General features: G+C 32.6%; 25 protein-coding genes, 2 pseudogenes and 1 riboswitch. Of the genes and pseudogenes, 18 read left to right on the top strand and 9 right to left on the bottom strand.

Translation table 11 applies throughout. The features are described from left to right. Positions 1-30 precede the first annotated feature (30 nt). From MHH94_RS14155 to rpsR, 7 genes are all read left to right on the top strand, one after another. On the top strand, positions 31-867 hold the full coding sequence (locus MHH94_RS14155; RefSeq protein WP_070368812.1) for a ParB/RepB/Spo0J family partition protein: 837 nt from the start codon (positions 31-33) through the stop codon (positions 865-867). Positions 868-878: 11 nt separating this feature from the next. After that, positions 879-1,763 (top strand): mechanosensitive ion channel family protein, encoded by an 885-nt coding sequence (locus tag MHH94_RS14150; protein WP_025906205.1) that lies wholly within the window; start codon positions 879-881, stop codon positions 1,761-1,763. A 23-nt stretch (positions 1,764-1,786) separates the two neighbouring features. Beyond that, positions 1,787-1,984, top strand: a complete 198-nt coding sequence (locus MHH94_RS14145; protein ID WP_025906204.1) for a DUF951 domain-containing protein — start codon at positions 1,787-1,789, stop codon at positions 1,982-1,984. A gap of 3 nt (positions 1,985-1,987) precedes the next feature. Then, the gene (ychF, locus tag MHH94_RS14140; protein WP_058590728.1) at positions 1,988-3,088 is read left to right on the top strand and encodes a redox-regulated ATPase YchF; all 1,101 of its coding nucleotides are present in this window, start codon (positions 1,988-1,990) and stop codon (positions 3,086-3,088) included. A gap of 171 nt (positions 3,089-3,259) precedes the next feature. Continuing rightward, the gene (gene rpsF, locus MHH94_RS14135) at positions 3,260-3,553 is read left to right on the top strand and encodes a 30S ribosomal protein S6 (RefSeq protein WP_025906202.1); all 294 of its coding nucleotides are present in this window, start codon (positions 3,260-3,262) and stop codon (positions 3,551-3,553) included. 27 nt (positions 3,554-3,580) lie between these two features. Further along, positions 3,581-4,108, top strand: coding sequence for a single-stranded DNA-binding protein (gene ssb / locus MHH94_RS14130; RefSeq protein WP_025906200.1), 528 nt, complete (start codon positions 3,581-3,583; stop codon positions 4,106-4,108). Between the two features lie 59 nt (positions 4,109-4,167). Further along, entirely contained in the window at positions 4,168-4,410 is a 243-nt protein-coding gene (gene rpsR, locus MHH94_RS14125; RefSeq protein ID WP_025906198.1) for a 30S ribosomal protein S18, read from the top strand. 763 nt (positions 4,411-5,173) lie between these two features. On the opposite strand, the pseudogene MHH94_RS14120 reads toward rpsR, so the two are convergent. Then, positions 5,174-5,484, bottom strand: a pseudogene (locus MHH94_RS14120) (Abi family protein); the annotation flags it as partial. Between the two features lie 200 nt (positions 5,485-5,684). Between MHH94_RS14120 and MHH94_RS14115 the strand changes: the two are divergent. The 4 genes from MHH94_RS14115 to MHH94_RS14100 are packed head-to-tail and all read left to right on the top strand — an operon-like array spanning position 5,685 to position 8,456. Next, a complete protein-coding gene (locus MHH94_RS14115) occupies positions 5,685-6,233 on the top strand; it encodes a nucleotidyltransferase family protein (RefSeq protein WP_158259709.1) in 549 nt (182 codons plus the stop codon). A 40-nt stretch (positions 6,234-6,273) separates the two neighbouring features. Continuing rightward, a complete protein-coding gene (locus tag MHH94_RS14110; RefSeq protein WP_107609482.1) occupies positions 6,274-7,119 on the top strand; it encodes a DUF2785 domain-containing protein in 846 nt (281 codons plus the stop codon). A gap of 2 nt (positions 7,120-7,121) precedes the next feature. Then, entirely contained in the window at positions 7,122-7,526 is a 405-nt protein-coding gene (locus tag MHH94_RS14105; protein WP_078354860.1) for a nucleoside 2-deoxyribosyltransferase, read from the top strand. Positions 7,527-7,565: 39 nt separating this feature from the next. After that, on the top strand, positions 7,566-8,456 hold the full coding sequence (locus MHH94_RS14100) for a PhzF family phenazine biosynthesis isomerase (protein WP_078354861.1): 891 nt from the start codon (positions 7,566-7,568) through the stop codon (positions 8,454-8,456). 44 nt (positions 8,457-8,500) lie between these two features. On the opposite strand, the gene MHH94_RS14095 is transcribed toward MHH94_RS14100, so the two are convergent. Beyond that, on the bottom strand, positions 8,501-9,304 hold the full coding sequence (locus tag MHH94_RS14095) for a hypothetical protein (protein WP_107609483.1): 804 nt from the start codon (positions 9,302-9,304) through the stop codon (positions 8,501-8,503). A 23-nt stretch (positions 9,305-9,327) separates the two neighbouring features. Continuing rightward, positions 9,328-10,230: a type I pantothenate kinase gene (coaA, locus tag MHH94_RS14090; RefSeq protein ID WP_048542921.1), complete on the bottom strand. Its 903-nt coding sequence runs from the start codon at positions 10,228-10,230 to the stop codon at positions 9,328-9,330. A 215-nt stretch (positions 10,231-10,445) separates the two neighbouring features. Between coaA and MHH94_RS14085 the strand changes: the two genes are divergently transcribed. Next, positions 10,446-10,841 carry a VOC family protein gene (locus tag MHH94_RS14085; RefSeq protein ID WP_048542923.1) on the top strand — a complete coding sequence of 132 codons (396 nt, stop codon included), beginning with the start codon at positions 10,446-10,448 and terminating at the stop codon, positions 10,839-10,841. Between the two features lie 37 nt (positions 10,842-10,878). Here the strand turns inward: MHH94_RS14085 and MHH94_RS14080 are convergent, their stop codons facing one another. After that, entirely contained in the window at positions 10,879-11,700 is an 822-nt protein-coding gene (locus tag MHH94_RS14080; RefSeq protein ID WP_058590749.1) for a YqiA/YcfP family alpha/beta fold hydrolase, read from the bottom strand. 158 nt (positions 11,701-11,858) lie between these two features. After that, entirely contained in the window at positions 11,859-12,734 is an 876-nt protein-coding gene (locus MHH94_RS14075) for a hypothetical protein (protein ID WP_058590750.1), read from the bottom strand. Positions 12,735-12,944: 210 nt separating this feature from the next. On the opposite strand from MHH94_RS14075, the gene MHH94_RS14070 reads away from it, so the two are divergent. Beyond that, on the top strand, positions 12,945-14,462 hold the full coding sequence (locus MHH94_RS14070) for a DASS family sodium-coupled anion symporter (RefSeq protein WP_048542929.1): 1,518 nt from the start codon (positions 12,945-12,947) through the stop codon (positions 14,460-14,462). 521 nt (positions 14,463-14,983) lie between these two features. Next, positions 14,984-15,462, top strand: a pseudogene (gene tnpA / locus MHH94_RS14065) (IS200/IS605 family transposase). A gap of 138 nt (positions 15,463-15,600) precedes the next feature. On the opposite strand, the gene MHH94_RS14060 reads toward tnpA, so the two are convergent. Both MHH94_RS14060 and MHH94_RS14055 read right to left on the bottom strand, forming a co-directional pair. Beyond that, positions 15,601-16,941, bottom strand: a complete 1,341-nt coding sequence (locus tag MHH94_RS14060; protein ID WP_119469622.1) for a sodium-dependent transporter — start codon at positions 16,939-16,941, stop codon at positions 15,601-15,603. Positions 16,942-17,118: 177 nt separating this feature from the next. Then, positions 17,119-17,778 carry a nitroreductase family protein gene (locus MHH94_RS14055; protein ID WP_048540236.1) on the bottom strand — a complete coding sequence of 220 codons (660 nt, stop codon included), beginning with the start codon at positions 17,776-17,778 and terminating at the stop codon, positions 17,119-17,121. A 100-nt stretch (positions 17,779-17,878) separates the two neighbouring features. Here MHH94_RS14055 and MHH94_RS14050 point away from each other — a divergent pair, with 100 nt between their 5' ends. Beyond that, positions 17,879-18,919 carry an NAD(P)H-dependent flavin oxidoreductase gene (locus tag MHH94_RS14050; RefSeq protein WP_078354866.1) on the top strand — a complete coding sequence of 347 codons (1,041 nt, stop codon included), beginning with the start codon at positions 17,879-17,881 and terminating at the stop codon, positions 18,917-18,919. Positions 18,920-18,947: 28 nt separating this feature from the next. Here MHH94_RS14050 and MHH94_RS14045 read toward each other — a convergent pair whose 3' ends face one another. Further along, positions 18,948-19,604 (bottom strand): GNAT family N-acetyltransferase, encoded by a 657-nt coding sequence (locus MHH94_RS14045; protein WP_048540240.1) that lies wholly within the window; start codon positions 19,602-19,604, stop codon positions 18,948-18,950. A 137-nt stretch (positions 19,605-19,741) separates the two neighbouring features. Beyond that, on the bottom strand, positions 19,742-21,322 hold the full coding sequence (locus tag MHH94_RS14040) for a DUF2382 domain-containing protein (protein WP_208183025.1): 1,581 nt from the start codon (positions 21,320-21,322) through the stop codon (positions 19,742-19,744). Between the two features lie 255 nt (positions 21,323-21,577). Continuing rightward, a riboswitch (purine riboswitch) is annotated at positions 21,578-21,680 on the top strand. Between the two features lie 108 nt (positions 21,681-21,788). Between MHH94_RS14040 and xpt the strand changes: the two genes are divergently transcribed. The 3 genes from xpt to guaB are packed head-to-tail and all read left to right on the top strand — an operon-like array spanning position 21,789 to position 25,138. Then, positions 21,789-22,364 (top strand): xanthine phosphoribosyltransferase, encoded by a 576-nt coding sequence (xpt, locus tag MHH94_RS14035; protein ID WP_037589423.1) that lies wholly within the window; start codon positions 21,789-21,791, stop codon positions 22,362-22,364. 1 nt (position 22,365) lies between these two features. Next, positions 22,366-23,634 (top strand): nucleobase:cation symporter-2 family protein, encoded by a 1,269-nt coding sequence (locus MHH94_RS14030; RefSeq protein WP_048540250.1) that lies wholly within the window; start codon positions 22,366-22,368, stop codon positions 23,632-23,634. Between the two features lie 34 nt (positions 23,635-23,668). Next, complete coding sequence (gene guaB / locus MHH94_RS14025) at positions 23,669-25,138, top strand: IMP dehydrogenase (RefSeq protein WP_049320817.1); 1,470 nt, start codon at positions 23,669-23,671, stop codon at positions 25,136-25,138. Positions 25,139-25,142: the final 4 nt, after the last annotated feature.

The following is a 25,142-nucleotide window of genomic DNA, read 5'->3' as shown; positions in this document are numbered from 1 at the left end:
ACATACGAGAATAAATAACGTGGTGATGAAATGAAAGAAAGAAATCAAGCATTAACAGATAAGATTTCTTATAACCATAGTCATGATAAAATTGTTGAACTTCCTTTAGAAAAATTAAGAAGGAATCCGTATCAACCGAGAGATTATTTTGATGAAGAAGCTTTGAGAGATTTAACTCAGTCTATTTCACAGCATGGTGTGTTGCAACCTATCGTCGTAAGAGAAACGATAAAAGGTTACGACATCGTAGTAGGTGAAAGAAGATTTAGAGCAAGTCAATTAGCTAACAAAGATTCAGTACCGGCAATCATTAAAAATTTAACCGATGAAGAAATGTTAGAACTTGCTATTATAGAGAATCTTCAACGTGAAAATTTAAAACCTCTAGAAGAAGCAAAAAGTTATGCGACGATGATGGAAGAACTGAACTTAAAACAACAAGACGTAGCAGATAGATTAGGGAAATCAAGATCATACATTGCAAATGTCTTAAGGTTGCTCAACTTACCACCAAGTGTAAAAAAATTAATCAACGAAGAAAAAATATCAAGTGCACATGGTAGAACATTACTTGGTTTAGATAAGAAACATCAATTAGATCAAGTGGCTAAAAAAGTTGTAAAAGAACATATGAGTGTTAGAGCATTAGAAGAATATATTAAACAGTTAAATGCTCATGGCCAAGACAAGAAAAAGAAATCCAAACAACCGAAACCTAATTTCTTAGTTAAACATGAATATCAATTAAAAGAAAAGTTTGGAACGAATATTGATATTTCTAAGACTAAAAAAGTAGGTAAAATTTCTCTTGAATTTAATTCTGAAGATGAATATAAGAGAATATTAGAATTATTGTTAGAAGAATAAGAGGTGTAAAAGTGAATAAGATTATGAACATCATCCATAAATTGATAGACCCATTTATGGATCCAGAAAATTGGCAGAAGTGGATAGAACAAATATTAATCGGCATATTCTACATTGTATTAGCTTACGTCATTATTAAAGTGCTTCATAAAGTCGTAGAGAAATTCTTTACAACGAAATACGGAACTAAGAGGGTAGGGAAGTCTAACAAGCGTGCTAAAACAATGGTTAACTTACTACAAAATGTTATTTCTTATGTCGTATGGTTTATAGTTGCGACAACGATTTTAAGCAATTTAGGCATAAGAGTTGAAAGTATTATTGCTGGTGCCGGTGTTGTAGGGTTAGCAATTGGTTTCGGCGCACAAACTTTAGTGAAAGATGTCATTACGGGCTTTTTTATTATTTTCGAAAATCAATTTGATGTTGGCGATTATGTAAAAATTAATACAACAGGTACCACTGTTGCGGAAGGTACTGTACAATCAATAGGAATGAGATCTACAAGAATATTATCATTTGCTGGTGATTTAACAATACTTCCTAATGGTACAATGAATGAGATTGTAAACTTCTCAATTCATAACGGTATGGCTATCGTAGAAATCCCTGTATCTATTAAAGAAGATTTAGATGAAGTTGAAAGTAAGTTAAATGAATTTTTACCAACAGTTAAAGAAAGATATGAAATATTCATTAAAGATCCTGAAATTTTAGGTGTAGAAACTGTGACGGCAGGGGAAGCAACGATTAAAATAGCAGGTGAAACAGAACCAAATGAACATGCATCAGGTGCAAGAATCTTAAGAAGAGAAGTGAAATCTTTCTTCGATAAAGAAGGTATTCAAGCGCCAATTCCAACAATGGTTTCTTATAATCCAAATAACATTCAATAATCATCTAATCGGGAGGCAAAAATATGATCAAATCATATGAGTTAAATGATATCGTTGAAATGAAAAAACAACACGCATGTGGGTATAATAGATTTAAAATTATAAGGCTCGGTGCAGATGTTAGAATAAAATGTGAAGAATGTTCTCGTAGTATTATGCTACCAAGACAAGAGTTTAATAAAAAAATTAAAAAAATATTAGTAAAAGGACAAGGTGAATAAAATATGGCATTAACAGCTGGCATAGTAGGATTACCAAACGTAGGTAAATCAACATTATTTAACGCAATTACGAAAGCAGGAGCACTTGCAGCGAACTATCCTTTCGCAACAATCGACCCTAACGTAGGGATTGTAGAAGTACCAGACCACCGTTTACAAGAATTAACGAAATTAGTAAAACCTAAGAAAACTGTACCAACAGCATTCGAATTTACAGATATTGCAGGTATCGTTAAAGGTGCATCTAAAGGTGAAGGATTAGGAAATAAATTCTTATCACATATCCGTGAAGTAGATGCGATTTGCCAAGTCGTACGTGCATTTGTTGATGAAAATGTAACGCACGTATCAGGAAAAGTAGATCCAATCGATGATATTGAAGTTATTAATATGGAATTAGTATTAGCTGACTTAGAATCAGTAGAAAAACGCTATGAAAGAGTAGCAAAAATGGCAAAACAAAAAGATAAAGATGCCGTGGTTGAAGAAAAAGTATTAGCAAAAATTAAAGAAACATTAGAAAACAATAACCCAGTAAGAAGTTTAGAATTCACACCAGAAGAAAAAGCAATCGTGAAACATTTAAGCTTACTTACTTCTAAACCAATGTTATATGTAGCAAACGTAGCAGAAGATGAAGTAGCAAGTCCAGAAGATAACGAATACGTACAAAAAATCGAAGAATACGCAAGTAACGAAGGTTCACAAGTTATCGTTATTTCAGCAAAAATCGAAGAAGAATTAGCAACATTAGATGACGAAGACCGCGAAATGTTCTTAGAAGATTTAGGCGTAGAAGAAGCAGGATTAGACAAATTAATCCGCGCATCATATAACTTATTAGGATTAGCAACATACTTTACAGCAGGTGAACAAGAAGTAAGAGCATGGACATTTAAAGAAGGCATGACAGCACCACAATGTGCAGGAATCATCCATACAGACTTCGAAAGAGGCTTCATAAGAGCAGAAACCGTAAGTTATGACGATTTATTAGCAAATAACGGTATGAACGGTGCTAAAGAAGCGGGTAAAGTAAGATTAGAAGGTAAAGAATACCTAATGAAAGACGGAGACGTTGTACACTTTAGATTTAATGTGTAAGATAAAGGCCAGTAGTGTTTATGCACTATTGGCTTTTTCTGTGATATCATTGAGAAAAAGATTGTAAAAAGTAATACTCTATGCTATAATTCTTGATTGTGAGTAATGAAAATTATTCCTTGCTTAATACTGAGTTATTAGGCCGCATAGACCACAAGGAGGTGTAAATTGATGAGAACATATGAAGTAATGTACGTAGTACGTCCAAATATCGAAGACGAAGCTAGAAAAGCTGTCGTTGAGCGTTTTAAAGGAATCTTATCTTCAAACGGTTCAGAAATCATCGAAGAAAAGGATTGGGGTAAACGTCGTTTAGCTTATGAAATCCAAGACTTCACAGAAGGTTTCTACAACATCGTTAGAGTTAAGTCTGAAAATGACGAAGCTATCAGTGAATTTGATCGTTTAGCAAAAATCTCTGATGATATCATTCGTCACATCGTAGTACGCGAAGAAGAAAAATAATTTAACTTATAAAATGGGGGAGATTAAATGATTAATCGTGTTGTATTAGTCGGTCGATTAACTAAAGATCCGGAATACAGAGTAACACCCTCAGGCGTTCAAGTTGCTACTTTTACTTTAGCTATTAATCGTACTTATACGAATCAGCAAGGTGAAAGAGAAGCTGACTTTATCAACTGTGTTGTATTTAGACGTCCCGCAGAGAATGTAAACAATTACTTATCTAAAGGTAGTCTGGCAGGAGTTGAAGGTCGTCTACAATCTCGTAGCTACGAGAACCAAGAAGGTCGTCGTGTTTATGTAACTGAAGTTGTTTGTGACAGTGTTCAATTCCTTGAACCAAAAGGCGCAAACCAACGTCAATCTGGTAATGATAATCAATCATATAACCAAAATAATAACGAATTCCAAAATTATGGACAAGACTTTGGTGGTAACCAACAACAAGGACAAAAAGCACCTTCAAATCAACAGTCAAATAATCAACAATCAAGTAATCCATTTGCAAACGCTAATGGCCCAATTGATATCAGTGATGATGATTTGCCGTTCTAATAGTTGATTGAAACGAATATAAATTGATAAACATTTAACGAGAAGGGAGGAACACAATCATGGCAGGTGGACCAAGAAGAGGTGGTCGTCGTCGTAAAAAAGTTTGTTACTTCACAGCAAACGGTATTACACATATCGACTACAAAGATACAGATTTACTTAAAAAGTTTATCTCAGAAAGAGGTAAAATCTTACCACGTCGTGTAACAGGTACTTCAGCAAAATACCAACGTATGCTTACTGTAGCTATCAAACGTTCACGTCACATGGCTTTATTACCATACGTTAAAGAGGAACAATAATATATAACGTATAGCAAAACCCTTTAGCAATCAGGCTAGAGGGTTTTTTTGTGTTTGGATTTATAGAAAAGTTGTTATTTATAATGACAACGATATTATTGTAAATAATTTGGAATTATTAAAAGTATAAATAGTATAAACATTACTAGTGCGCTGAAGTAAATAGACTTGTTATTTCTTATATATACTTTAGATATTGTTTCACAAATTAATAATTGAGTTAAAAAACTAAATACAAACAAGAATAATAAACTAAAGATTAGTCTTAATAAATTAATATTTGTAAAATTAAAAGAAATAAACATAAACATTGTCAGAAATAAAAAGGCTGTATAAATAAAGTACTGGAAAAGAATGTGTGTTCTATCTAATAATCTTCTAATAATTTCAAAGTCAAAGATATATTTTAGTAAAAATATGTTTACTGAAATAGAGAAAACAAACTGTATATATAGCAAAGCGGTTAAATTATTAAAAAAAGATGTCTTTTGATCCAAGAAAGTCGTTATTATAGATAATAATAAAATGAGAAATACGATGAATAAATTTATTTTTCTATACATTAAAAAGCTCCAATATATTAATTGATTTTTACTACGTTTTGAAAGCTATCAGGTGCATCTTTCTTATTGTTTATAATATCAATATAATCAAGTATAACATCTTCCCCTATACCTGTGGTGTATACTAAGTATGATTCATTATCATAAATTTTTCCTAGATGATTATTAATAAAATCTTGCATAATTTGGTATCCATCTTAAGTATCGTCATTAGTTATTTTTTTGAGAATGTCTGTTTTTAGTGAATGTTCTATATCTAAACACATAGGTAATAATATGTAACGTAATCTCATATCTAAAGTCGCAAGATCTGATAATGCAGAAAATTCGAAATTATAATTTCCACTATCATCTTTAGGTACATTTTTTCTGAATGAAGATAATTTAAATAAGTACGTATTATATTTCAATATTTCTTTAGCTTCATCCTCTTTTATTTCGTTAAATAAAATACCTAATGATTTTAATTTTTAATTTGCTCTTCAAAGCTCAATTTTGGTTTTCTTTTCATACATAACTACTTATCCTTTATATCTGGCCATCTTTTGATAGTTTATATTGATTAAATTATATAATAATAATCCAGCATTTCATATATCATGTTATGTTGGCTTTTTCTTTATTTCTGTAGTTGTTTTCAATGCATCTCATTTCATTCATTGTAAAAATACAATATAATAATGAGTAATAGAATTTATGGGATGTGTGTTTATGAAGGCTATTTATGACCTTATTAAAAGTGATGCGGATATGATTTATATTTTAGAAGTTGTAGAAAGCCTGAATTTAAATGATTCGTGGGTTAGCGCGGGATTTATAAGAAATAAAATTTGGGATATGATTCATGATTATACAGATAAGACACCATATAATGATGTTGATGTTATATTTTATGATGCTGACTGTCTAGATGAATCTATTGAGAAGCGATATGAACAGCAATTAAGAGATATTGATTCTAGCATACCTTGGTCAGTAAAAAATCAAGCGAGAATGCATTTGAAAAATGATTTTATTCAATATATTGATTCGAAGGATGCTGTGGATCATTATACAGAAGCGCCAACAGCTATTTGTGCTAGGATAAAAAATGGTGAGTTAGAAGTACATTATAACTACAGTGTTCAAGACTTGTTTAACGGTATTGTTTCACCAACTCAATATTTTAATCATGACTCTGGTAGATATGACGTTTATTTGGATAGAATTAATCGAAAACAATGGCATAAGCAATGGCCAAATTTAACATTTGATAATTAGAATTTAAGTAAAGATTTAATTCTTAAAGGATGTGTTCTTAATGACAATCGAAGGATTAATTGAAAGATATAAAAATACATTACCTGATGAACAAATAACTGAAGAAGATTTTAAATTAATGATGTCCAATATTGGAAATCTTAATGCCAATATTCGTGAAGATAATTTTGACTTAATTGCGCGTTTAATTATAAGTGGGAAATTGGAAGATTATCAAATGCTACAGTTACTTGAGCATTGTGAATTTGTTTTAAGAAGTGTTAACGAAAGTGATACTGAACATCTTGTGCTGGATAGAAGTTTCAGTGCACTTATTATCGGAATCATTGTTGAATATTTAGAAGAACATGAACAGTTACCTCAGGATATTTACGAGAAGATTATAAACATAGCGATTAAATACATGGATAAGGAATCTGATGTTAGAGGATATGTACAAGGGACAGGATGGATGCATAGTGTTACGCATGGATCAGATTTACTTGCAACATGTGTTAGATCTAAAAATTATTCAGGTGACTGTAATAAAGTGATCTTAAAGGTCATCGCTAAAAAACTTTATCAGTTAAATACTGATTTATCTTGCTATATAGATGATGAAGATGAGCGACAAGCATTTATCATTGAAGCATTACTTGAAAAAGGACTTGCAGATCAAGAATTAAGTAATTGGATAAGCGAGTTATTCGTGACAGTTAATCAAACAGATTTAAATCAATCTGAAGAAGTATATTTAAGTTATTTTAGAATAAGGAAAAATATAAAAGATTTCTTGAAGACATTGTATTTTAGACTAAAATTTAATCAAAAATGTCAGGTAACTCAAGATAAAATAGAAGAAATCCTTAATAAGTTATACTTAGAATTAACACAACAAGGAGAATAAAAATGGGGATAAAATTTTATGTAGCAGGTAGTTTTGGAAATAAGAATGTTGTAAATAAACTTATAAAGAGCTTAGAACAACACGGCTTACAAAATACTTATAATTGGACGCTGAATGATAAAGCAATTAATAAAGAGGACTTAAGAAAAATTGGTCAATCAGAAGCGGATGCAGTGAAAAATTCAGATATACTGTTAGCTATATTGCCCGGAGGTAAAGGGACATATACAGAAATAGGTATTGCGATAGGACATAATAAACCTATTCTATTATTAGCACAAAATGAAAACATATTTGAAGCTGATAATGCAGCTACATTTTATTTCCTGGAAAATGTTTATCGAAAGCAGCTTGATAGGGTTAATGTATATGAAGAAGTTGTAGGTATTATTGAATCTGTGAAATAATATGGTCATGATTTAAATATAAATAAAGGATGATGTTTCATGAAGTCGGTTAGTGTATATCATTATGATGCATTTAGTTTAGAAGCGAATAAAGGAAATCCTGCTGGTGTGGTATTAGATAGTGAAGGATTAACAGATGAAGATATGCAAGAAGTTGCGAAACAAATTGGATTTAATGAAACAGCATTCCCTTTAAAATCAAGCCGTGCTGATTTTAGGATACGATATTTTACGCCAGGTCACGAAATGGATTTGTGTGGACATGCTACTATTGGAACAATCGCGGCAATGAAACAACATGGATTATTAGAAGATAATAATGAATTTATAATAGAGACGAATGCAGGTATCTTACCAATTACTTTAAATGTTGAAAATGATAATATTTATATAACGATGCAACAAGCTAGCCCTCAATTTGATGCGTTCAATGGATCGAAAGTAGATTTGGCTCATGCTATCGGAATTGATGAGAAAGATATAGTAACAGATTATCCGATTGTTTATGGGAGTACAGGAGCATGGACATTATTAGTACCTGTTAGGAATCTAGAAGTATGTAAAAGAATGATTCCTCAAAATAAATTATTTCCAGAAATATTAAAAGAAAGACCCAAAACTTCAATTCATCCTTTCTGTATGGAAACATATAAAGAAGGCTTGAATATGCATGCAAGACATTTTTCTTCACCATTTTCAGGAACGACTGAAGACCCCGTTACAGGAACTGCTTCTGGTGTAATGGGCGCATACTATGCTCAATATATAAATACATCGACTAAATATCCGCTTGAACTAATCGTTGAACAAGGACAAGAAATAGGAAAAGATGGACAAGTGTATGTGCATGTGAATAATATAAACAATCAGCTTAATATTGAGATTACAGGTAGTGCAATATATGTTAAAGAATTAAAAATAGAATTATAATCATTTAGACTACCGGAACACTAAAAACCCTCTCTAGACAAGGACTAGAGAGGGTTTTGATTTTTTCTATAGTAGTGTTCTTGATAATTCCCCCATTCATTATCAAGCTCTGATTTAGTTACAATTTTATATGGATTAAAAATGGTTTGTCCATTTTTATTTATGAATAAACCATCATCAATTTGATATGCGGCATGTACTACGGCGTTATTCTTTAAATAAACAATTACATCACCGTTTTGACTTCCTTCTGAAACTAATTCGTAGTTTAAAGATTTAAGGCTTGTTAGAAAAGCATCTGCTTTTATCCACTGTTGTAATATATTTTTATCACTAGTAATAGCATAAAGGACTGTTGAAAGACAGTTTGATCCTTGATGTTTTGGAAAAGTAGAAACAATTGAACTTAAATGATTGGGTAATTGCAATGTTGAATGTTGTGTTACGTGATTATCACAATATCTATCTACTCTATTTTGGAAAAACTGTCTTTGTTTATTTGTTGTTAATTGACTCCACTTTTGTGAAGTAATGAGGTTACCTTCTAAGAATAGTGGATTGTTAACTCTTTCTTGTTCCTGAAGTATATATGTTTTTGAATCTCTGTTAAGATTTTCAAACCATCCTTTAGAAGCTTGGATTACATAATTGTAATCACTTAAATTCCAAAACTCATATAAGTTATTTGTATCAATATTAAATGAACTTGTTGTCTTAAATGCATCTTTAAGAGTGATAACTACATCTTCATTTTCAAAAGGGATATCTTTAACAAAAAATAAATCAAAATTATTATAGTAATTTTCAGACCAATATTTAAGTATTTGTTCAGTAGGATATATTTTCATAACTATACCTCAATTCTAATAACTTAAAATTTATTAAATTTCAGTTTTTCTATAACATGGTCGTGATTTTTATATAGTACGAGATCTGCTCTGTTTTTAGTTGGCAAGATATTTTTGATTAAATTGACTTCGTTAATATTGTCCCATAGATCTGTTGCTATTTTTAAGGCTTCTTCTTTTGGGATGTCTCGATATTTATAGAAATGTGAGTCTGGCTTCTGGAAAGCTTCTTCTTGAAGTAGTAAGAAGCGATTGAGATACCATTTCTTCATATTTTCTATTGTTGTGTGTAAATATATTTTGTAATCAATATAATCACTTACGAGTTCTTCTTCATGTGGACTTACTTGGAAGATATTCACGCCTTCTATAATAAGAATGTCCGGACAGTCTATGTTGTGATACTGGTCCTTAAGACGGTCGTATGTGATATGTGAATACGTGTATGTTGGAATGTTAGGCTCGTTGTTCTTAATTTGTTTTAAGTGACTGATTAATGTTTTTGTATCATAACTTTCAGGAAATCCTTTTTTAGAAAGTAAGTCTTTATCGATGAGTTCTTGTTTAGGCATGATATAACCATCAGTCGTAATCAGATCAACTTTCCAGTCCGCGTTATATTCTTGTAGTAAGTTTAAAAGCAGTCTTGAGACAGTGCTTTTCCCTACAGAAACCCCTCCTGATATTCCAATAATAAAAGGTGGTGTATTATTTTTGTTATGTAATTTGTTGTTAATGTTAGATGAATAATCTTTATGGAATTTAACTTTGTTTGTCAAAAAATTAATGAGTGGCAAATAGAGTTCATTAATTTCTGAATTTGTTAAGTTATCATTTAAACTGATAATTTCTTCTAAGTTTAAATGACTTGTATCCATATCTAATTTAAAATTTGTGTTTTGCCATTCTTCTTTTGTGAATTTCATAATGAGTTCCTTTACTTAAGAATTTTTCACTTTTTACAGTACTCGTATAGGGTAACATAAATAGTCATGAAAGTGCTTTATTAATTTTGAAAAATTCTTATATACTATTTTATTCATGTACATCATGATTTTCTTTATAGTGTTAAAATGTATAGAAGATATGGGAATTATTAAAAATTGTCTTAATATAATTTTGAATTTGAGGTGACTGGAAGATGAATGGTTCTATACATCATTTAGAGATCTATGTTAGTGATATAAATAAATCTAAAAACTTTTATAGTTGGTTATTAGGACTGCTAGGATATAGTTTGTATCAAGAATGGAGAGAAGGTTTTAGCTTTAAATTAAATGAAACGTACATAGTATTTGTACAAGTGGACGATTCATTTAAACAATATGGATATCATCGTAAAAGGATTGGATTAAATCATTTGGCATTTACAGTTGAAGACAGAGTAACAGTGGATGGTATCAATATTATTTTGGAACAAAAAAATATTAATAGACTGTATGATGATTTATATCCATATGCTGGAGGTAATCATCATTATGCTGTTTATTTTGAAGATCCAGATAAAATGAAAATTGAAATAGTATCTAAAGAATAACACCACCTCTAGATTTGATATAAAGGTGGTGATATTCTTAAAATTCTGCTATGACAAGTTTATCTTCAAGGACTTGGTTTACAAAGTTTACTGTTGCTTCTCTTGATATAGGGTTATGTCCTAGCTTTTTATTGTTGTATAATATGAACTTTATGTTTGAACTGTTTATTTCGTATTTATTTAAGAAACTACAAAATGGATCGAAATGTCTAGTCATATCAGTCTCACATAATCTGTTTTGGATGTAGTAAATTTTAGGTACATATTTTTGTTTGCGAAATAAGCTCGTGATCGATAGTCTAAGTGCATATTGTTTCTTGATATAATCGCGTGAACGGTTGGGAAATATTTTAGTGTATAATTTTTCGACGTTCACTTTATCGTAACGATCTACGTAACATTGTGGATTGTTCACTACAGCAGTTGTGCCTTTATGTAATGTTGCTAAATACATAGACATAAAGCCACCTGCTGATGAACCACAATAGACGACATTTTGAGATTCTATTTGGAGTGCTTGCGTGACTTGTTGCGCAATTTCAGAATAGTCTTTTAAGAAATGACGTTCTTCTCTTCCAACACCCCAACCAATACGTAATTGCTTATAATGAACAGTTCTGTCATCTATATAAAGACAATTTGCATTAAAATCTTCATGCCATTTACTTCTCATAAAGACAGGTGGTTTACTTTTAGATGGATCAATCGCACCATTTGAAAATACAACTAATTTATGATTATCTTCTTTAAGATTTAACTTGATATAGATGTCTAATTCATCTTTCATGATTTTCACAACTTGATTATTATGCGCCCATAAAAGGTCATTGTTCAAATCTTCGTAATTTAATGTTTCCATGATGTGGAACACTCCTAATGGTTAATATTCATTACAAATACTTAATATAAAATTCAATATAACAAAGTACTCTAGCAATTAACAATTATATAGTGGAAATTTACAAAAACTTAACAAAAAAGAGGCTAGGCATCATGCCCAACCTCTTTTTAAAGGGATTAAATATTGAATAATCTTTGGAAGAATCCTTTTTTCTTAGGTTCTTCTTCAGTTTCTGATTTGATTTCTTCTTTTACTTCTTCTTCTTTGTTTTCTGAAAGCGTTGAAGTTTGTTCTACTGTCGTTTCAGGTGCTTTTTCTTCAGTAGATGCTGCTTTGTCAGTAGTTTCTTCTTTAGCTGTAGTTGTATCTTCTTCTTTAGATTCTACTACTTTATCAGTAGTCGTTTCTGGTTTAACAGCAGTTTCTTTATTTTCTGATTTCACTTCAGCTTGTGTTTCAGATTTAACTGGCTCTTCAGCTGCAGTAACTTTTGTTACTTCTTTATCTTCTTGTTTTTTAGTTTCAACTGATTCACTAGAAGTCTTGTCTTTTGAAACTACTTTAGAACTTTGTGGTTGTTCAGCTTGTTTCGTTTCAACTTTAGTATCATTCTCTTGAGCAGTAGCCTCTGATTGTTGGGGTGCTTGTAATGCTAAAGTTTGTTCTAGTTTCTGTTGTTGAATATGAACTTGTTGCAACATTTCACCAAGCATTTGTCTTTCTCTACGCATATGTTGAACTTCTAATCTTAATTCTTCAATTAAATGTTGTAGTTCAGGTGTTTGATTAGCAGGTTCGTCTTTAACAAGAACTTGTAAAAAGTCTTTCTCTTGTTCAAGTGTTTCGAATGCTTGGTCATAACTATTTGTTTCTTTAACCTTTTCTGCTATTTCTTGGAAAAGTTCAATATCTTCTTCTTGGAAGTCTGTCGCTTCTCTTCCACGATATTCTGTCTTAGAAAGTTGATATCCTCTGTCTTCTAAGTGTTGTACAATTTTTCTAACTTGCTTTTCACTAAGACCTACTTTAGTTGCGAATTCTTTAGTTAACATATTATAAATCATCCTTTATTTGACAGTAATTTAATAGGTAGGGTTGTCTGTCGGCAGACAACCCTCACACTTCCCTTTATACATTACATGTAAATAACAGAAAGTTCAAGTATTTATTGTATTAATTGTGAAAAGTATTATATGCAAAAAAGAAATATGTTATTATTTAGGAAATTAGAACAATAAAAATTAATATTGGAGCTGTTAGATATGTCTAATAATACTGAGAAAAAAGCTTTTAAACCAATTTGGATTATTGTTAGTTTTGTTGTATTAATTGGAATATTGTTATTACCGACTTCAAACGATTTACCTGTTATGGCAAAATGTGCGCTAGCGATTTTAGCTTTTGCAGTTATTATGTGGGTAACAGAAGCCGTAACTTATCCTGTATCAGCGGTCATGATTGTTGGACTGATCGTTGTACTCATTGGATTTAGTCCAGTTCAAAATTTAGGAGATGCTTTAGGCAATCCGTCAGCAAATGGAAAAGCTTTAGAAGGGGATTCATTACTAGGTACAGGCAATGCGTTACAAATGGCTTTAAGCGGATTTTCAGGATCTGCAGTGGCACTCGTTGCAGCAGCATTATTCTTAGCTACAGCGATGCAAGTAACCAATTTACATAAACGTTTAGCATTACAAGTACTTTCTATTGTAGGAAACAAAACAAATAGAATTGTTATCGGTGCAATTGTAGTTTCTATTATTTTAGCATTCTTTGTACCTTCAGCTACTGCAAGAGCTGGTGCTGTTGTACCCATCTTATTAGGAATGATTGCTGCATTTAATACATCTAAGAACAGTAAATTAGCAGCATTATTGATTATTACAGCCGTGCATGCCGTCTCAATATGGAATATAGGTATTAAGACTGCCGCCGCTCAAAATATCGTTGCGATAGGGTTCATTAATAAATCAATGGGACAAGATGTTTCTTGGGGTGAATGGTTCTTGTATGCAGCACCATGGGCGATTATCATGTCAGTCGTCTTATACTTTGTGATGATTACTGTCATTAAACCTGAAGAGAAAGAAATAGAAGGTGGAAATGAATTAGTTAAAGCACAATTAAAAGAATTAGGACCAGTTTCAGCAAGAGAGTGGCGACTCATTACGATTTCTATCTTATTATTATTTTTCTGGTCTACCGAAAAAGTGCTCCATCCGATTGATTCATCTTCAATAACAATCATTGCATTAGCAATTATGTTAACACCTAAAATCGGTGTCTTTACTTGGGAAGATGTTGAGAAGAAAATTCCTTGGGGTACAGTTATCGTATTTGGAATTGGTATCTCACTAGGAACAGTATTGTTGGAAACAACAGCGGCACAATGGTTAAGTGATAAAACATTTGGATTGATGGGACTTAATCATATGCCACTAATCTCAACCATTGCACTCATTTCTATATTTAATATTTTAATACATTTAGGATTTGCGAGTGCAACGAGTTTATCTTCAGCATTAATACCTGTATTTATAGCTTTAACACAAACATTAAATTTAGGTGACCAATCTATCGGGTTTGTACTTATACAACAATTCGTGATTAGCTTTGGTTTCTTATTGCCAGTTAGTTCACCACAAAATATGCTGGCATACGGCACAGAAACATTTACCGTTAAAGACTTTATTAAAACAGGTGTACCACTCACAGTTATTGGATACTTATTAATTATCTTGTTCAGCATGACATATTGGAAGTGGATAGGATTGATATAAAGGAGAAGACGTATAAACAGGCTGCTGAGATGAGAAATCGCCGAAGTCGTGGCTTAAGTCGCGAATAAAGCCAAGAGATCGCGCAAGTCATGGCTTAACGATTGAATAAAGCCAAGAGATCGCGCAAGTCATGGCTTAATGCCTAAATAAAGCCAAGAGATCGTCCAAGTCATGGCTTAACGACTAAATAAAGCCAAGAGATCGTCCAAGTCATGGCTTAATGCCTAAATAAAGCCAAGAGATCGTCCAAGTCATGGCTTAACGACTAAATAAAGCCAAGAGATCACCCAAGTCGTGGCTTAACGACTGAATAAAGCCAAGAGATCATCCAACTCCATCCGAACTACATAAAAAAGCCGTTCAATCTTCAAAATTGAACGGCTTCTTCTTGTGTAATTAAAACCATACGCTATGCGTATGGTACAGTATGGTTTAACCGTTGTATTAAAAAATGCATCTCTACATGCTAAAATAATATTTGGTCAGCCAACCAAAATTAACAACACGAGGAGATGCATTAAATGTCATCAGACACAAACAGTTTAGCACATACAAAATGGAATTGTAAGTACCACATTGTGTTTGCACCAAAATATCGTAGACAAATTATTTATGGGAAAATTAAAAGAGATATTGGTATTATTTTAAGACAATTGTGCGAAAGAAAAGGTGTAGAAATAATAGAAGCTGAAGCATGTAAAGATCATATTCATATGTTAGTTAGTATTCCACCAAAGTTAAGTGTTTCTCAATTTGTAGGTTATTTAAAAGGTAAGAGCAGCTTAATGATATTTGATAGACATGCCCATTTAAAGTATAGATATGGTAACAGAAAATTTTGGTGTAAAGGATTTTATGTAGATACAGTTGGTAGAATAAAAAAGTGATAGAAAATTATATAAGAAATCAATTACAAGAGGATATAGTAGCAGAACAGTTAACAATGATAGAGTACATAGAACCTTTTACTGGGGAAGAAACTCGAAAGAAGACAAAATAAAACAACCCTTTTAAGGGTTGCTGGGAAAGTAGTACATTTGGCTGATCTTCTCAGTGCCCTTTTAGGGCTGGTCAGTAATAGAAGCTTATAGCCGCAGAACAAACCACCCGTTAAACGGGTGGTTTTGATTTGCGTTATTTAAATTAATTGCCCGATGAATACGGCGATGATGATAATTGGAAGTACAAATTTAACTAAGAAATACCATGTATTTACAAAGAGTCTTCCTTTTTTAGTTTCGCTCATATTTAATTCTTTCATAATGATTTCTTTATTGAATATATGACCAACAAAGATGGTTACGCCTAATGCACCTATTGGCATTAAGATATTCGCGACTAAGTAATCCATATTATCAAAGAATGTACCGACACCGAATGTAAAGTCTTGGAGTAACCCGTTTGAAAGTGCTGATGGTATCCCGAATATAAAGACTAATATACCAATGATATATGACCATTTTTTTCTATTATCATTATTATTTTTAGTAATGTTTGAGATATTCAATTCTAATAACGAAATTGAAGATGTAATGGCTGCGAATAAAAATAATATTAAAAATAGTAAATAGAATAATTGACCGACAAACATTTGATCAAATACTTGTGGAAGGACGATAAATAATAATCCTGGTCCTTGGTTAGGTTCTAATCCAAATGCGAAAATAGCTGGGAAGATGGCTAACCCGGCTGCTATTGATACAGCTATGTTCATCCATACAATGGCATTCGCACTTTTGACGATATTTGTTTTACGATCTAAATATGAAGCGTATGTCATCATACCACATGTTCCTAATGATAATGCGAAGAACGATTGTCCTAGGGCATATAGTATACCTTCAGCACTTAAATCCGATACTTTTGGTTGTAGGAAATATTGAATTCCGTCTAAAGCGCCGTCTAAAGTGATCGATCTAATAATGACAATTACGAACGATATAAATAAAAGTGGCATCATGACTTTTGAAGCTTTCTCGATACCTTTTTCTACACCTTTACTGACAATAACTACAGTGAAAAGTATAAAAGCAAACTGACTCGCTAATGAATAAAATGGGTTAGATATATAATCATTAAAGATGTTGCCGTAATTATGTGATTGCGTTAATCCAAAGCTGTCTAAAAGTGTACGTATAATATATAAAATGATCCAACCACCGATAACACTATAGAATGAAAATAGTACAAAGACTGTTAAATTTCCAAGCCATCCTACTAAATTCCAAGATGATTTACCGGACACTTTTTTGAAGATGTTAGTAGAATATGTTCTACCATAGCGACCCAATACAAAGTCACTTAAAAGTAGTGGTAAGCCAACAAGCAATGTGAAAATAATAAATATTAATAAAAATGCGCCACCACCGTATGTTCCAGCCATGTATGGGAATTTCCATACAGCACCAATTCCTATAGCTGACCCGGCACTTGCTAGAACGAAACCGATACTGGACGACCATTGAGATAAATTTTTCATATATATACCTTCTTTTAATTGATATTCACTTTAAAGCGGTAAAGCTTTTAAGCAAAAAAATAAAACTCACAGCAATGAATTTTACACTATATTTTTGGATAATGCAATATTAAAAAATATCGGCAACATAAGTTAGTTGCCGATAGGGTATTATAATTAATAGAACGAATAAAGAACTTATTCGCCGATTGAACCGTTACTTTCATCATTCCAAGCGATGATTCTATCTACTGGTAATCTACTAGAATCATGTGGTGGTTTAACACCTTTACCAATAGCGATTAAATGAGCTGGTACATATCTAGAAGTATCAATATTTAATGCTTCTAATACAGCTGTTTTGTCAAATCCGCCGATAGGGTTTGTATCGTAACCATGATCAGTCGCAATAAGCATTAATTGCATAGAGGCTAAGTTTGCATCCATTAAACCTTGTGCATTAAAGTAACTTTCGTCAGCACTGCTAATTAAATTTGAAATTGTTTCAATAAAGTAATCTTTTGAATTTTCATCCATATAACCAAGTTCAACATTCTTCTCGTAAATATCGCTCACATATTCAGCGTGTTTTAAATCTGCAAGTACAAGAATAATTGCACTTGATGAATGTAATTGTCTTTGGTTGAACTGTACTAGATGGTCTAATTTTTGTTTTGTTTCTTCAGAATCGATGATAACAAAGCGCCATGGTTGTAAGTTGATTGATGAAGGTGCTTTAGTAGCAAGTGCTATCATTTCTTTTATTTCTTCTCTTGGAATTTTGAAGTTTGGGTCGAATTCTTTAACTGATTTTCTTTTATTAATAATTTCAGTTAATGAAAGCTTTGAGTGTGTCATTTTATTTCTCCTTTTAGTATGATGTCATTATAATGCACCAATTAACTAAAAAAATAAAATGATTAGCTTACGAAATAAATTTTTTTAGGAGGGATTGTCATTGGAATCGAAAATATTAATCACAGAACTGGATAAACCGATTTTTCTAGCGGGTATGGCTGGAGGTATTACAACACCTGATTTAGTGGCTTCAGTTTGTAATGAAGGCGGCTTTGGACAAATTGGTGCTGGATATATGACGCCTGATGCTTTAGCTAAAGATATAGACCAAATTAGACAAATGACGACTGAACCGTTCGGCGTCAATTTATTTGTGCCAGAGTATCCGGCTATTGATCAAGAAAAAGTTGATTTTATGAATAAAATATTACATCCCATAACTGAAAAATTAAACAGCAAACAAATACAGGATGTTTCAATAGATGTGAATTTTGATGACATGTTAAACGTGATTATAGATAAATATGTTGAATATGTAAGCTTCACATTTGGTAAGCCTTCAGAAAGACTCGTTCGCAAATTACATGGTCATCATATTAATGTAATAGGGACAGCAACAGATGTAAATGAAGCTCAAGCTTTGGAATCCATAGGTATTGATGCGATAGTGATTCAAGGTAGTGAAGCGGGTGGTCATAGAGGTTCATTTGAACAATCATTGCCAGAAAATCGCCTTACAACTGAGCAATTGTTTAATCAAACGTATCCTTTGATTAACGTTCCATTAATAGTAGCGGGCGGTATCACAACACCTGAATTAGCGAAAAATTATATTCAAAAAGGTGCTAGTGCAGTTCAACTGGGTACAGCATTCTTAACGACACATGAAAGTGGTGCGCCAGAAGTGCATAAAGAGGGCATATTAAAGGCACATCCAGATGATATTATATTAACGAATACGTTTAGTGGCCGTTATGCAAATGGTATTATAAATCCATTTATACAGTATATGGAACAGTTTAAAGATGATATTTGTCCGTATCCTATTCAAAATATATTAACACAACCTTTAAGAGGGCAGTCTAAAAAGTTAAAGAATAAGGATTATATGAATTTATGGTGTGGAACAAATCCGGAAGGTGCCAAAGATGAAAGTGTCCGTGCATTAATGGATAGATATCATAAAGCAATAAAAAGCTGACTTCGATTGCGATGTCAGCTTTTCTAATTTATAAATCCATAGATTCTAATAATTCGTATACAAATTCTCGATTGTTTTCATTTCCGTGTATATATTTGTTGATGTAACAAGAACGAATACTCGGTGAGATAACGTCTTTTTGAAGCGGCAAGTATTGCTTAATATATAAATCTATTGGCGTAGGTGCTAATGATTTTTGTGGATTCGGTTGTATATAAGGGATGTCTTGTTGAACTTCATAACCATGTCTATTAAAGAAGTTCTTACGTAAAATCGCTTCTTCTTTACCACTGTTGTTTTCGTATGATTCTTCTCCAAACGATTCCAACATAATCATGTTAGCATCTCTTCCATGAACATCTTGAGCATGTTTATGAAGTTCTGTTTCAATTCTTTCCAATGTTTGTCCGCCAACACGCTGATTGCGGTATTCAGGATGCGTCATTAAATAAATAATAAAAGCTGAATTTGTTGTAGGTTCATAATGACCTGTAGATAAACTTACGACCGTGTCATCAATTAAACCAACTAAAAATATATAATGTTTCTTTATGTAATCAGATGTTAGCGAATGGATAAAGACATGGCGGTCTTCTCGCAACTCTGCCTTGAAAATATCTTCATACATTTCTAATGCTTTTTTGAATAATGGATCATCGATAGATGTGACAACTTCAAAATTCATAGTTATGAACCCCTCATAATCAATATTTTATAATATTATAACATAAGATTTTAATGGTAGTAGTATCGTATTGAGGAAATAAAAAGAGAGACCGGGACATTACACTATGTCCCAGCCTCTTAAGATATTATATTGTCTTATTTAGGATTATCATCTGTAGGGTTATTGATATCTGCTTCTTCATGTCTGACTTTTTCAGAAACATGTTCAGTATCTTGAACTTTATTTTTCTTAATGACGATTTCTTCAGATACGACATTTTCTTTTTCTACGTTTACACGTTCTTCGTGTAATGGAATGTTTACGGAATCATCATCATTTGCGTTAAAATCTTCGTCTACTTTCTCATTAACAGGTCTACGTTCGATTGTTACTTCTTCACGTTCAACAGGTACATCAAATTCTTGTTCTTCTTCAACAACATGTTTATCAACAGATGCTTCACCTGTTTCAACATTCTCTTTGTCTACATTTAGACGTTCTTCATGAAGTTGAACAGCTTCTTCATCTACATTGTTATCTTGTGTGTCGTTATTGTAGGACTGTTGGGATGCATAAACATTTGTATCTTGTTCATCTTGACTAGAAGAGAAGTTAGATTCACGTGTTGTTGTTTCATTTGATGTTGGTGGCTCAACACTTTCGTTTGGTTTATCGTAATTTAAGCTTGAACGCTCTGTTTCCACATCATCATCATGCACTCTTGAGAATGATGATTCATTTTCTCTTGTTAAATCTCGTTGATCTTTAACTTTATCAGTTTCACCATATTGAGTAGACGTATTTGTCGTTTCTCGATTATTCAAATCTTCTAAATCTCTTTCATTATCGCTAGAGTAGACTCTTCTATCATCTTGTACTTCATCTTCTGTTTCTTGTTGTTCTCTTTGTTCGTTTGCATAACCAGCAGCGCCAAGACCTGAAGCACCAGCTAAATTAGCTGAAGTTGATGTGCCATCATGGTTGATGTTTGAATCATCTACATCATCATGGGCTACATCTTCTTCATTAATATTATTACCATACCGATTAGTATTTACATCTCTATCTGTTTCAGCTTCATTATCGAATGATGATGCTTCTGTTTTTTCTGTTTCAGCACCTTTAGTAATATCATTTTCAGATACTTCATCTTGCTGATTAAATTCATCTTCTCTTTCAGCTTTATCAAAATCAGATGCTTCATCTACAGCTTCATCATGATCTTGATCAGAAGATGAATGCGCGGCAGCGGCACCAGCGCCCGCAGCACCTGCACCTAATCCGGCACCAGCAGCTGTACCTTTAGATACGCCACTTTCTTCGCTCTCATCACTAGAAAATGGTTTCGTGTTATCGTAATGCTCATTTCCTGTTTGAGAGTCTTTAGGGTGATCTGAATCATAGTTTTCAGTATCACTTATATTGTCATTATCTACATATAATAATATTTTTCCGTTATTAAGTTCTTGTTTGTATCCATCTAATTCTTCTTCTGGAACATTTAAACTAGATAGTACACGTTCTTCAGCACTTTCACCTGAGAATAGTGCAGTAATCTTGTCACTAAATGAACCTCTTGAGTTCTTCACTTTAACATCCGTGTAGTCTAAGGAGTTATCATCTAACCTGTCTTCGGAAATAACTTGTAAGTCACTTTCTCCGACGCCTTCTTCTTTTAATTGATCAATACGTTGCAGTAAATCACTTTCGCTACTAAATTTTTCTATTTTACCCATAATAAAACCTCCATAAATTTGTAATGTGTAAAAATCTTATCAACAGTGATTATTTTCTAGGTGTTTACATACTTAATAAATATTGTCTACGTAAATACAATATAATTCACAAATACCCTTGTGGAGGAGAATCAAACAAAATTCTATTAACTTTCTAATTATTTAGATTTTTCAGTCTATTTAAAACCGCTTAAAATAGCGCTAACATAAGGTTTTGCCTATTGTAAAAATACTGAAATTTTGTTATTATCAATGAATAATTTATTACTAAAAACTCATATAATCTGAAGAATATGGCTTTGGAAGTTTCTACCGTGTTGCCTTAAACGACACGACTATGAGTAAATGAATAACACTGGAATCAGACTATCCAAAATGGTGTGGTTTTATATTATTTTTTACTCATCTTACCTAATTTCTAGGATTAAGGTGTGTTTTTTTTAATCTAAATGAGGAGGCGAGTAGTGTGAGGACACTACAAGATAGGGTTAAAGAAGATGGTGTAGTCATCGATGAAAAGATTCTTAAGGTTGATTCATTTTTAAATCACCAAATTGATGCAAAGTTAATGTATGAAGTTGGTCAAGTTATTACGGAACATTTTAAAGACAAGAAAATTACGAAAGTACTTACGATTGAAGCGTCAGGTATCGCGCCTGCTATTATGGCATCCTTACATTTAGATGTGCCATGTTTATTTGCGAAAAAAGCAAAACCATCTACAATGACATCTGAATTTTATCAAACAGATATTCACTCATTTACTAAAAATACAACGAGTACAGTGGTTATTGCGAAACAATTTTTAAATGAGGATGATCATGTGTTAATTATTGATGACTTTTTAGCGAATGGAGAAGCATCATTAGGATTACATCGCTTAGTTCAAGCAGCAAATGCAACAACATCTGGAATTGGAATTGTTATAGAAAAAAGTTTCCAACCGGGCAGAGAGAAGTTGGAATCTGAAGGATTAGAAGTCTTATCTCTATGCCAAGTTGCTTCATTATTAGGAAATACAGTCAAACTGGTAGGAGAATAACATGAAAAATTTCATCTTAAGTGTTCAACATTTACTTGCTATGTATGCTGGTGCCATAATGGTACCTATTATCGTCGGATCTGCTTTAAAATTCACACCTGAAGAAGTGGCTTACTTAGTGGCAATTGATATATTTATGTGTGGTGTAGCAACATTTTTACAAGTATATAAAGGAATAGGAATTGGACTGCCGGTAGTCTTGGGATGTACATTTACTGCAGTTGCACCAATGATTCTAGTTGGTAATACACACGGAATAGGTGTGTTGTACGGTTCTATATTTCTTTCAGGGGTTATTGTAGTCTTAATTTCTCCATTTTTCTCGTATTTAGTAAAATTATTTCCACCTGTTGTTACAGGAAGTGTCGTTACAATAATCGGTATTACGTTAATGCCAGTTGCCATGAATTATTTAGCTGGTGGTCAAGGTGAAAAGCATTATGGAGATAGTAAAAATATATTCTTAGGATTATTTACATTAGTGATCATCTTATTAATACAAAGATTATCTAAAGGGTTCATTAAATCTATAGCGATATTGCTCGGTTTATTAATAGGCACAACCGTCGCTTCCTTCTATGGATTAGTGGATACATCGAATTTAAAAACTTCCAATTGGTTAGAATTACCTAGACCATTTAGATTTAGTGGTTTTGAATTTGAATTTGGTACAACAATCGTCTTTGTCATTATTGCAATCGTTAGTTTGATTGAATCAACAGGCGTGTATCATGCTTTAAGTGAAATTACGAAACAACCTATTACTAGAAAAGATTTATCAAAAGGTTATAGAGCGGAAGGAATTGCGATTATTATTGGTTCAATTTTTAATGCGTTTCCTTACACAGCTTATTCTCAAAACGTCGGCCTAGTTTCATTGTCTGGAGCTAAAAAGAATCAAATCATGTATATGATGGTTGCGTTATTAATCGTTTGTGGCTCCATACCTAAACTCGGTGCATTAGCAAGTATGATTCCATTTCCAGTTCTAGGTGGTGCGATGATTGCGATGTTTGGAATGGTTATGGCATACGGTGTGAAAATGCTTGGTGGCATAGATTTTAACAAACAAAACAATTTACTCGTTATTGCCGTATCGGTCGGAATTGGTGCAGGAATTACAGCAGTACCTCAAGCACTTGAAACATTTGGAGAAAATTATGCATGGTTAACACAAAATGGTATCGTATTAGGTACTTTCTCAGCTATTATATTAAATTTATGTTTTAATGGATTAAACAATCAACAAAACAGTGAAAATGTGAAATAATAAATATGAAAATAAATTAATGGAGGTTATATACATGTGGGAAAACAAATTTCAAAAAGAAGGCTTAACGTTCGATGATGTATTATTAGTACCAGCAAAATCAGAGGTATTACCAAGTGATGTCGACTTAAGTGTATCTCTTTCAAAAAATATTAAGTTAAATATTCCAATCATTTCAGCTGGTATGGATACTGTTACTGAAGCTAAAATGGCGATTGCTATGGCAAGACAAGGTGGCTTAGGTGTAATTCATAAGAACATGTCTATAGAACATCAAGCAGATGAAGTACAAAAAGTTAAACGTTCTGAAAATGGCGTTATTACGAACCCATTCTTCTTAACACCTGAAGAGCAAGTGTATGCAGCAGAAGCATTGATGAGTAAATACCGTATTTCTGGTGTTCCAATCGTTAATAACGAAGAAGATATGGAACTTATCGGTATTATTACAAACCGTGACTTAAGATTTATCGAGAACTTCTCAATTAAAATTTCTGATGTTATGACTAAAGAAGATTTAGTAACAGCGCCAGTTGGTACAACGTTAGAACAAGCAGAAGAAATTTTACAAAAATATAAAATCGAAAAACTTCCATTAATTTCTGAAGAGGGTAAACTTAAAGGATTAATTACAATTAAAGATATTGAAAAAGTAATCGAATTCCCATATGCAGCAAAAGACAGTGAAGGACGTCTACTTGTTGCAGCAGCATTAGGTATCGCTAAAGATACACCAATTCGTGCTCAAAAATTAGTAGAAGCGGGAGCAGATGCACTTGTTATTGATACTGCACATGGTCACTCTAAAGGTGTCTTAGAAGTCGTTAAACATATTAGTGAATCATATCCAGAAGTTACAATTATCGCAGGTAACGTTGCAACTGGTGAAGGTACTAAAGCATTGTTTGAAGCGGGAGCAGACGTGGTTAAAGTTGGTATTGGACCAGGTTCAATCTGTACAACACGTGTCGTTGCAGGTGTAGGTGTACCTCAAATTACAGCTATTTATGATTGTGCAACGGAAGCGCGTAACTATGGTAAAGCAATTATTGCTGACGGTGGTATTAAATTCTCAGGTGATATCGCGAAAGCTTTAGCAGCAGGCGGAAATGCAGTTATGTTAGGTAGCTTACTTGCTGGTACAGAAGAAAGCCCTGGACAAACAGAAATCTTCCAAGGTCGTCAATACAAAGTTTATCGTGGTATGGGATCACTTGGTGCGATGGAACAAGGTTCTAAAGACCGTTACTTCCAAGAAGATACTGCAGCTAAGAAATTTGTACCAGAAGGTATTGAAGGTAGAATTGACTTTAAAGGCCCATTACAAGATACAATTTATCAATTAATTGGCGGTATTAAGAGCGGTATGGGTTATACAGGATCAGCTAACCTAGAACAATTAAGAGAAGAAGCTCAGTTTATTAGAATGACTGGCGCAGGCCTTAAAGAATCACATCCACATGATGTTCAAATTACTAAAGAAGCACCAAACTACTCATTTTAATTAA

Origin of the sequence: Mammaliicoccus sp. FSL K6-3158 (assembly GCF_038005105.1) — a bacterium.
Classification (GTDB): Bacteria; Bacillota; Bacilli; order Staphylococcales; family Staphylococcaceae; genus Mammaliicoccus; species Mammaliicoccus sciuri.
Note: the sequence above shows the minus strand (reverse complement) of the source record. Positions and strands in the feature narration are given on the sequence as shown.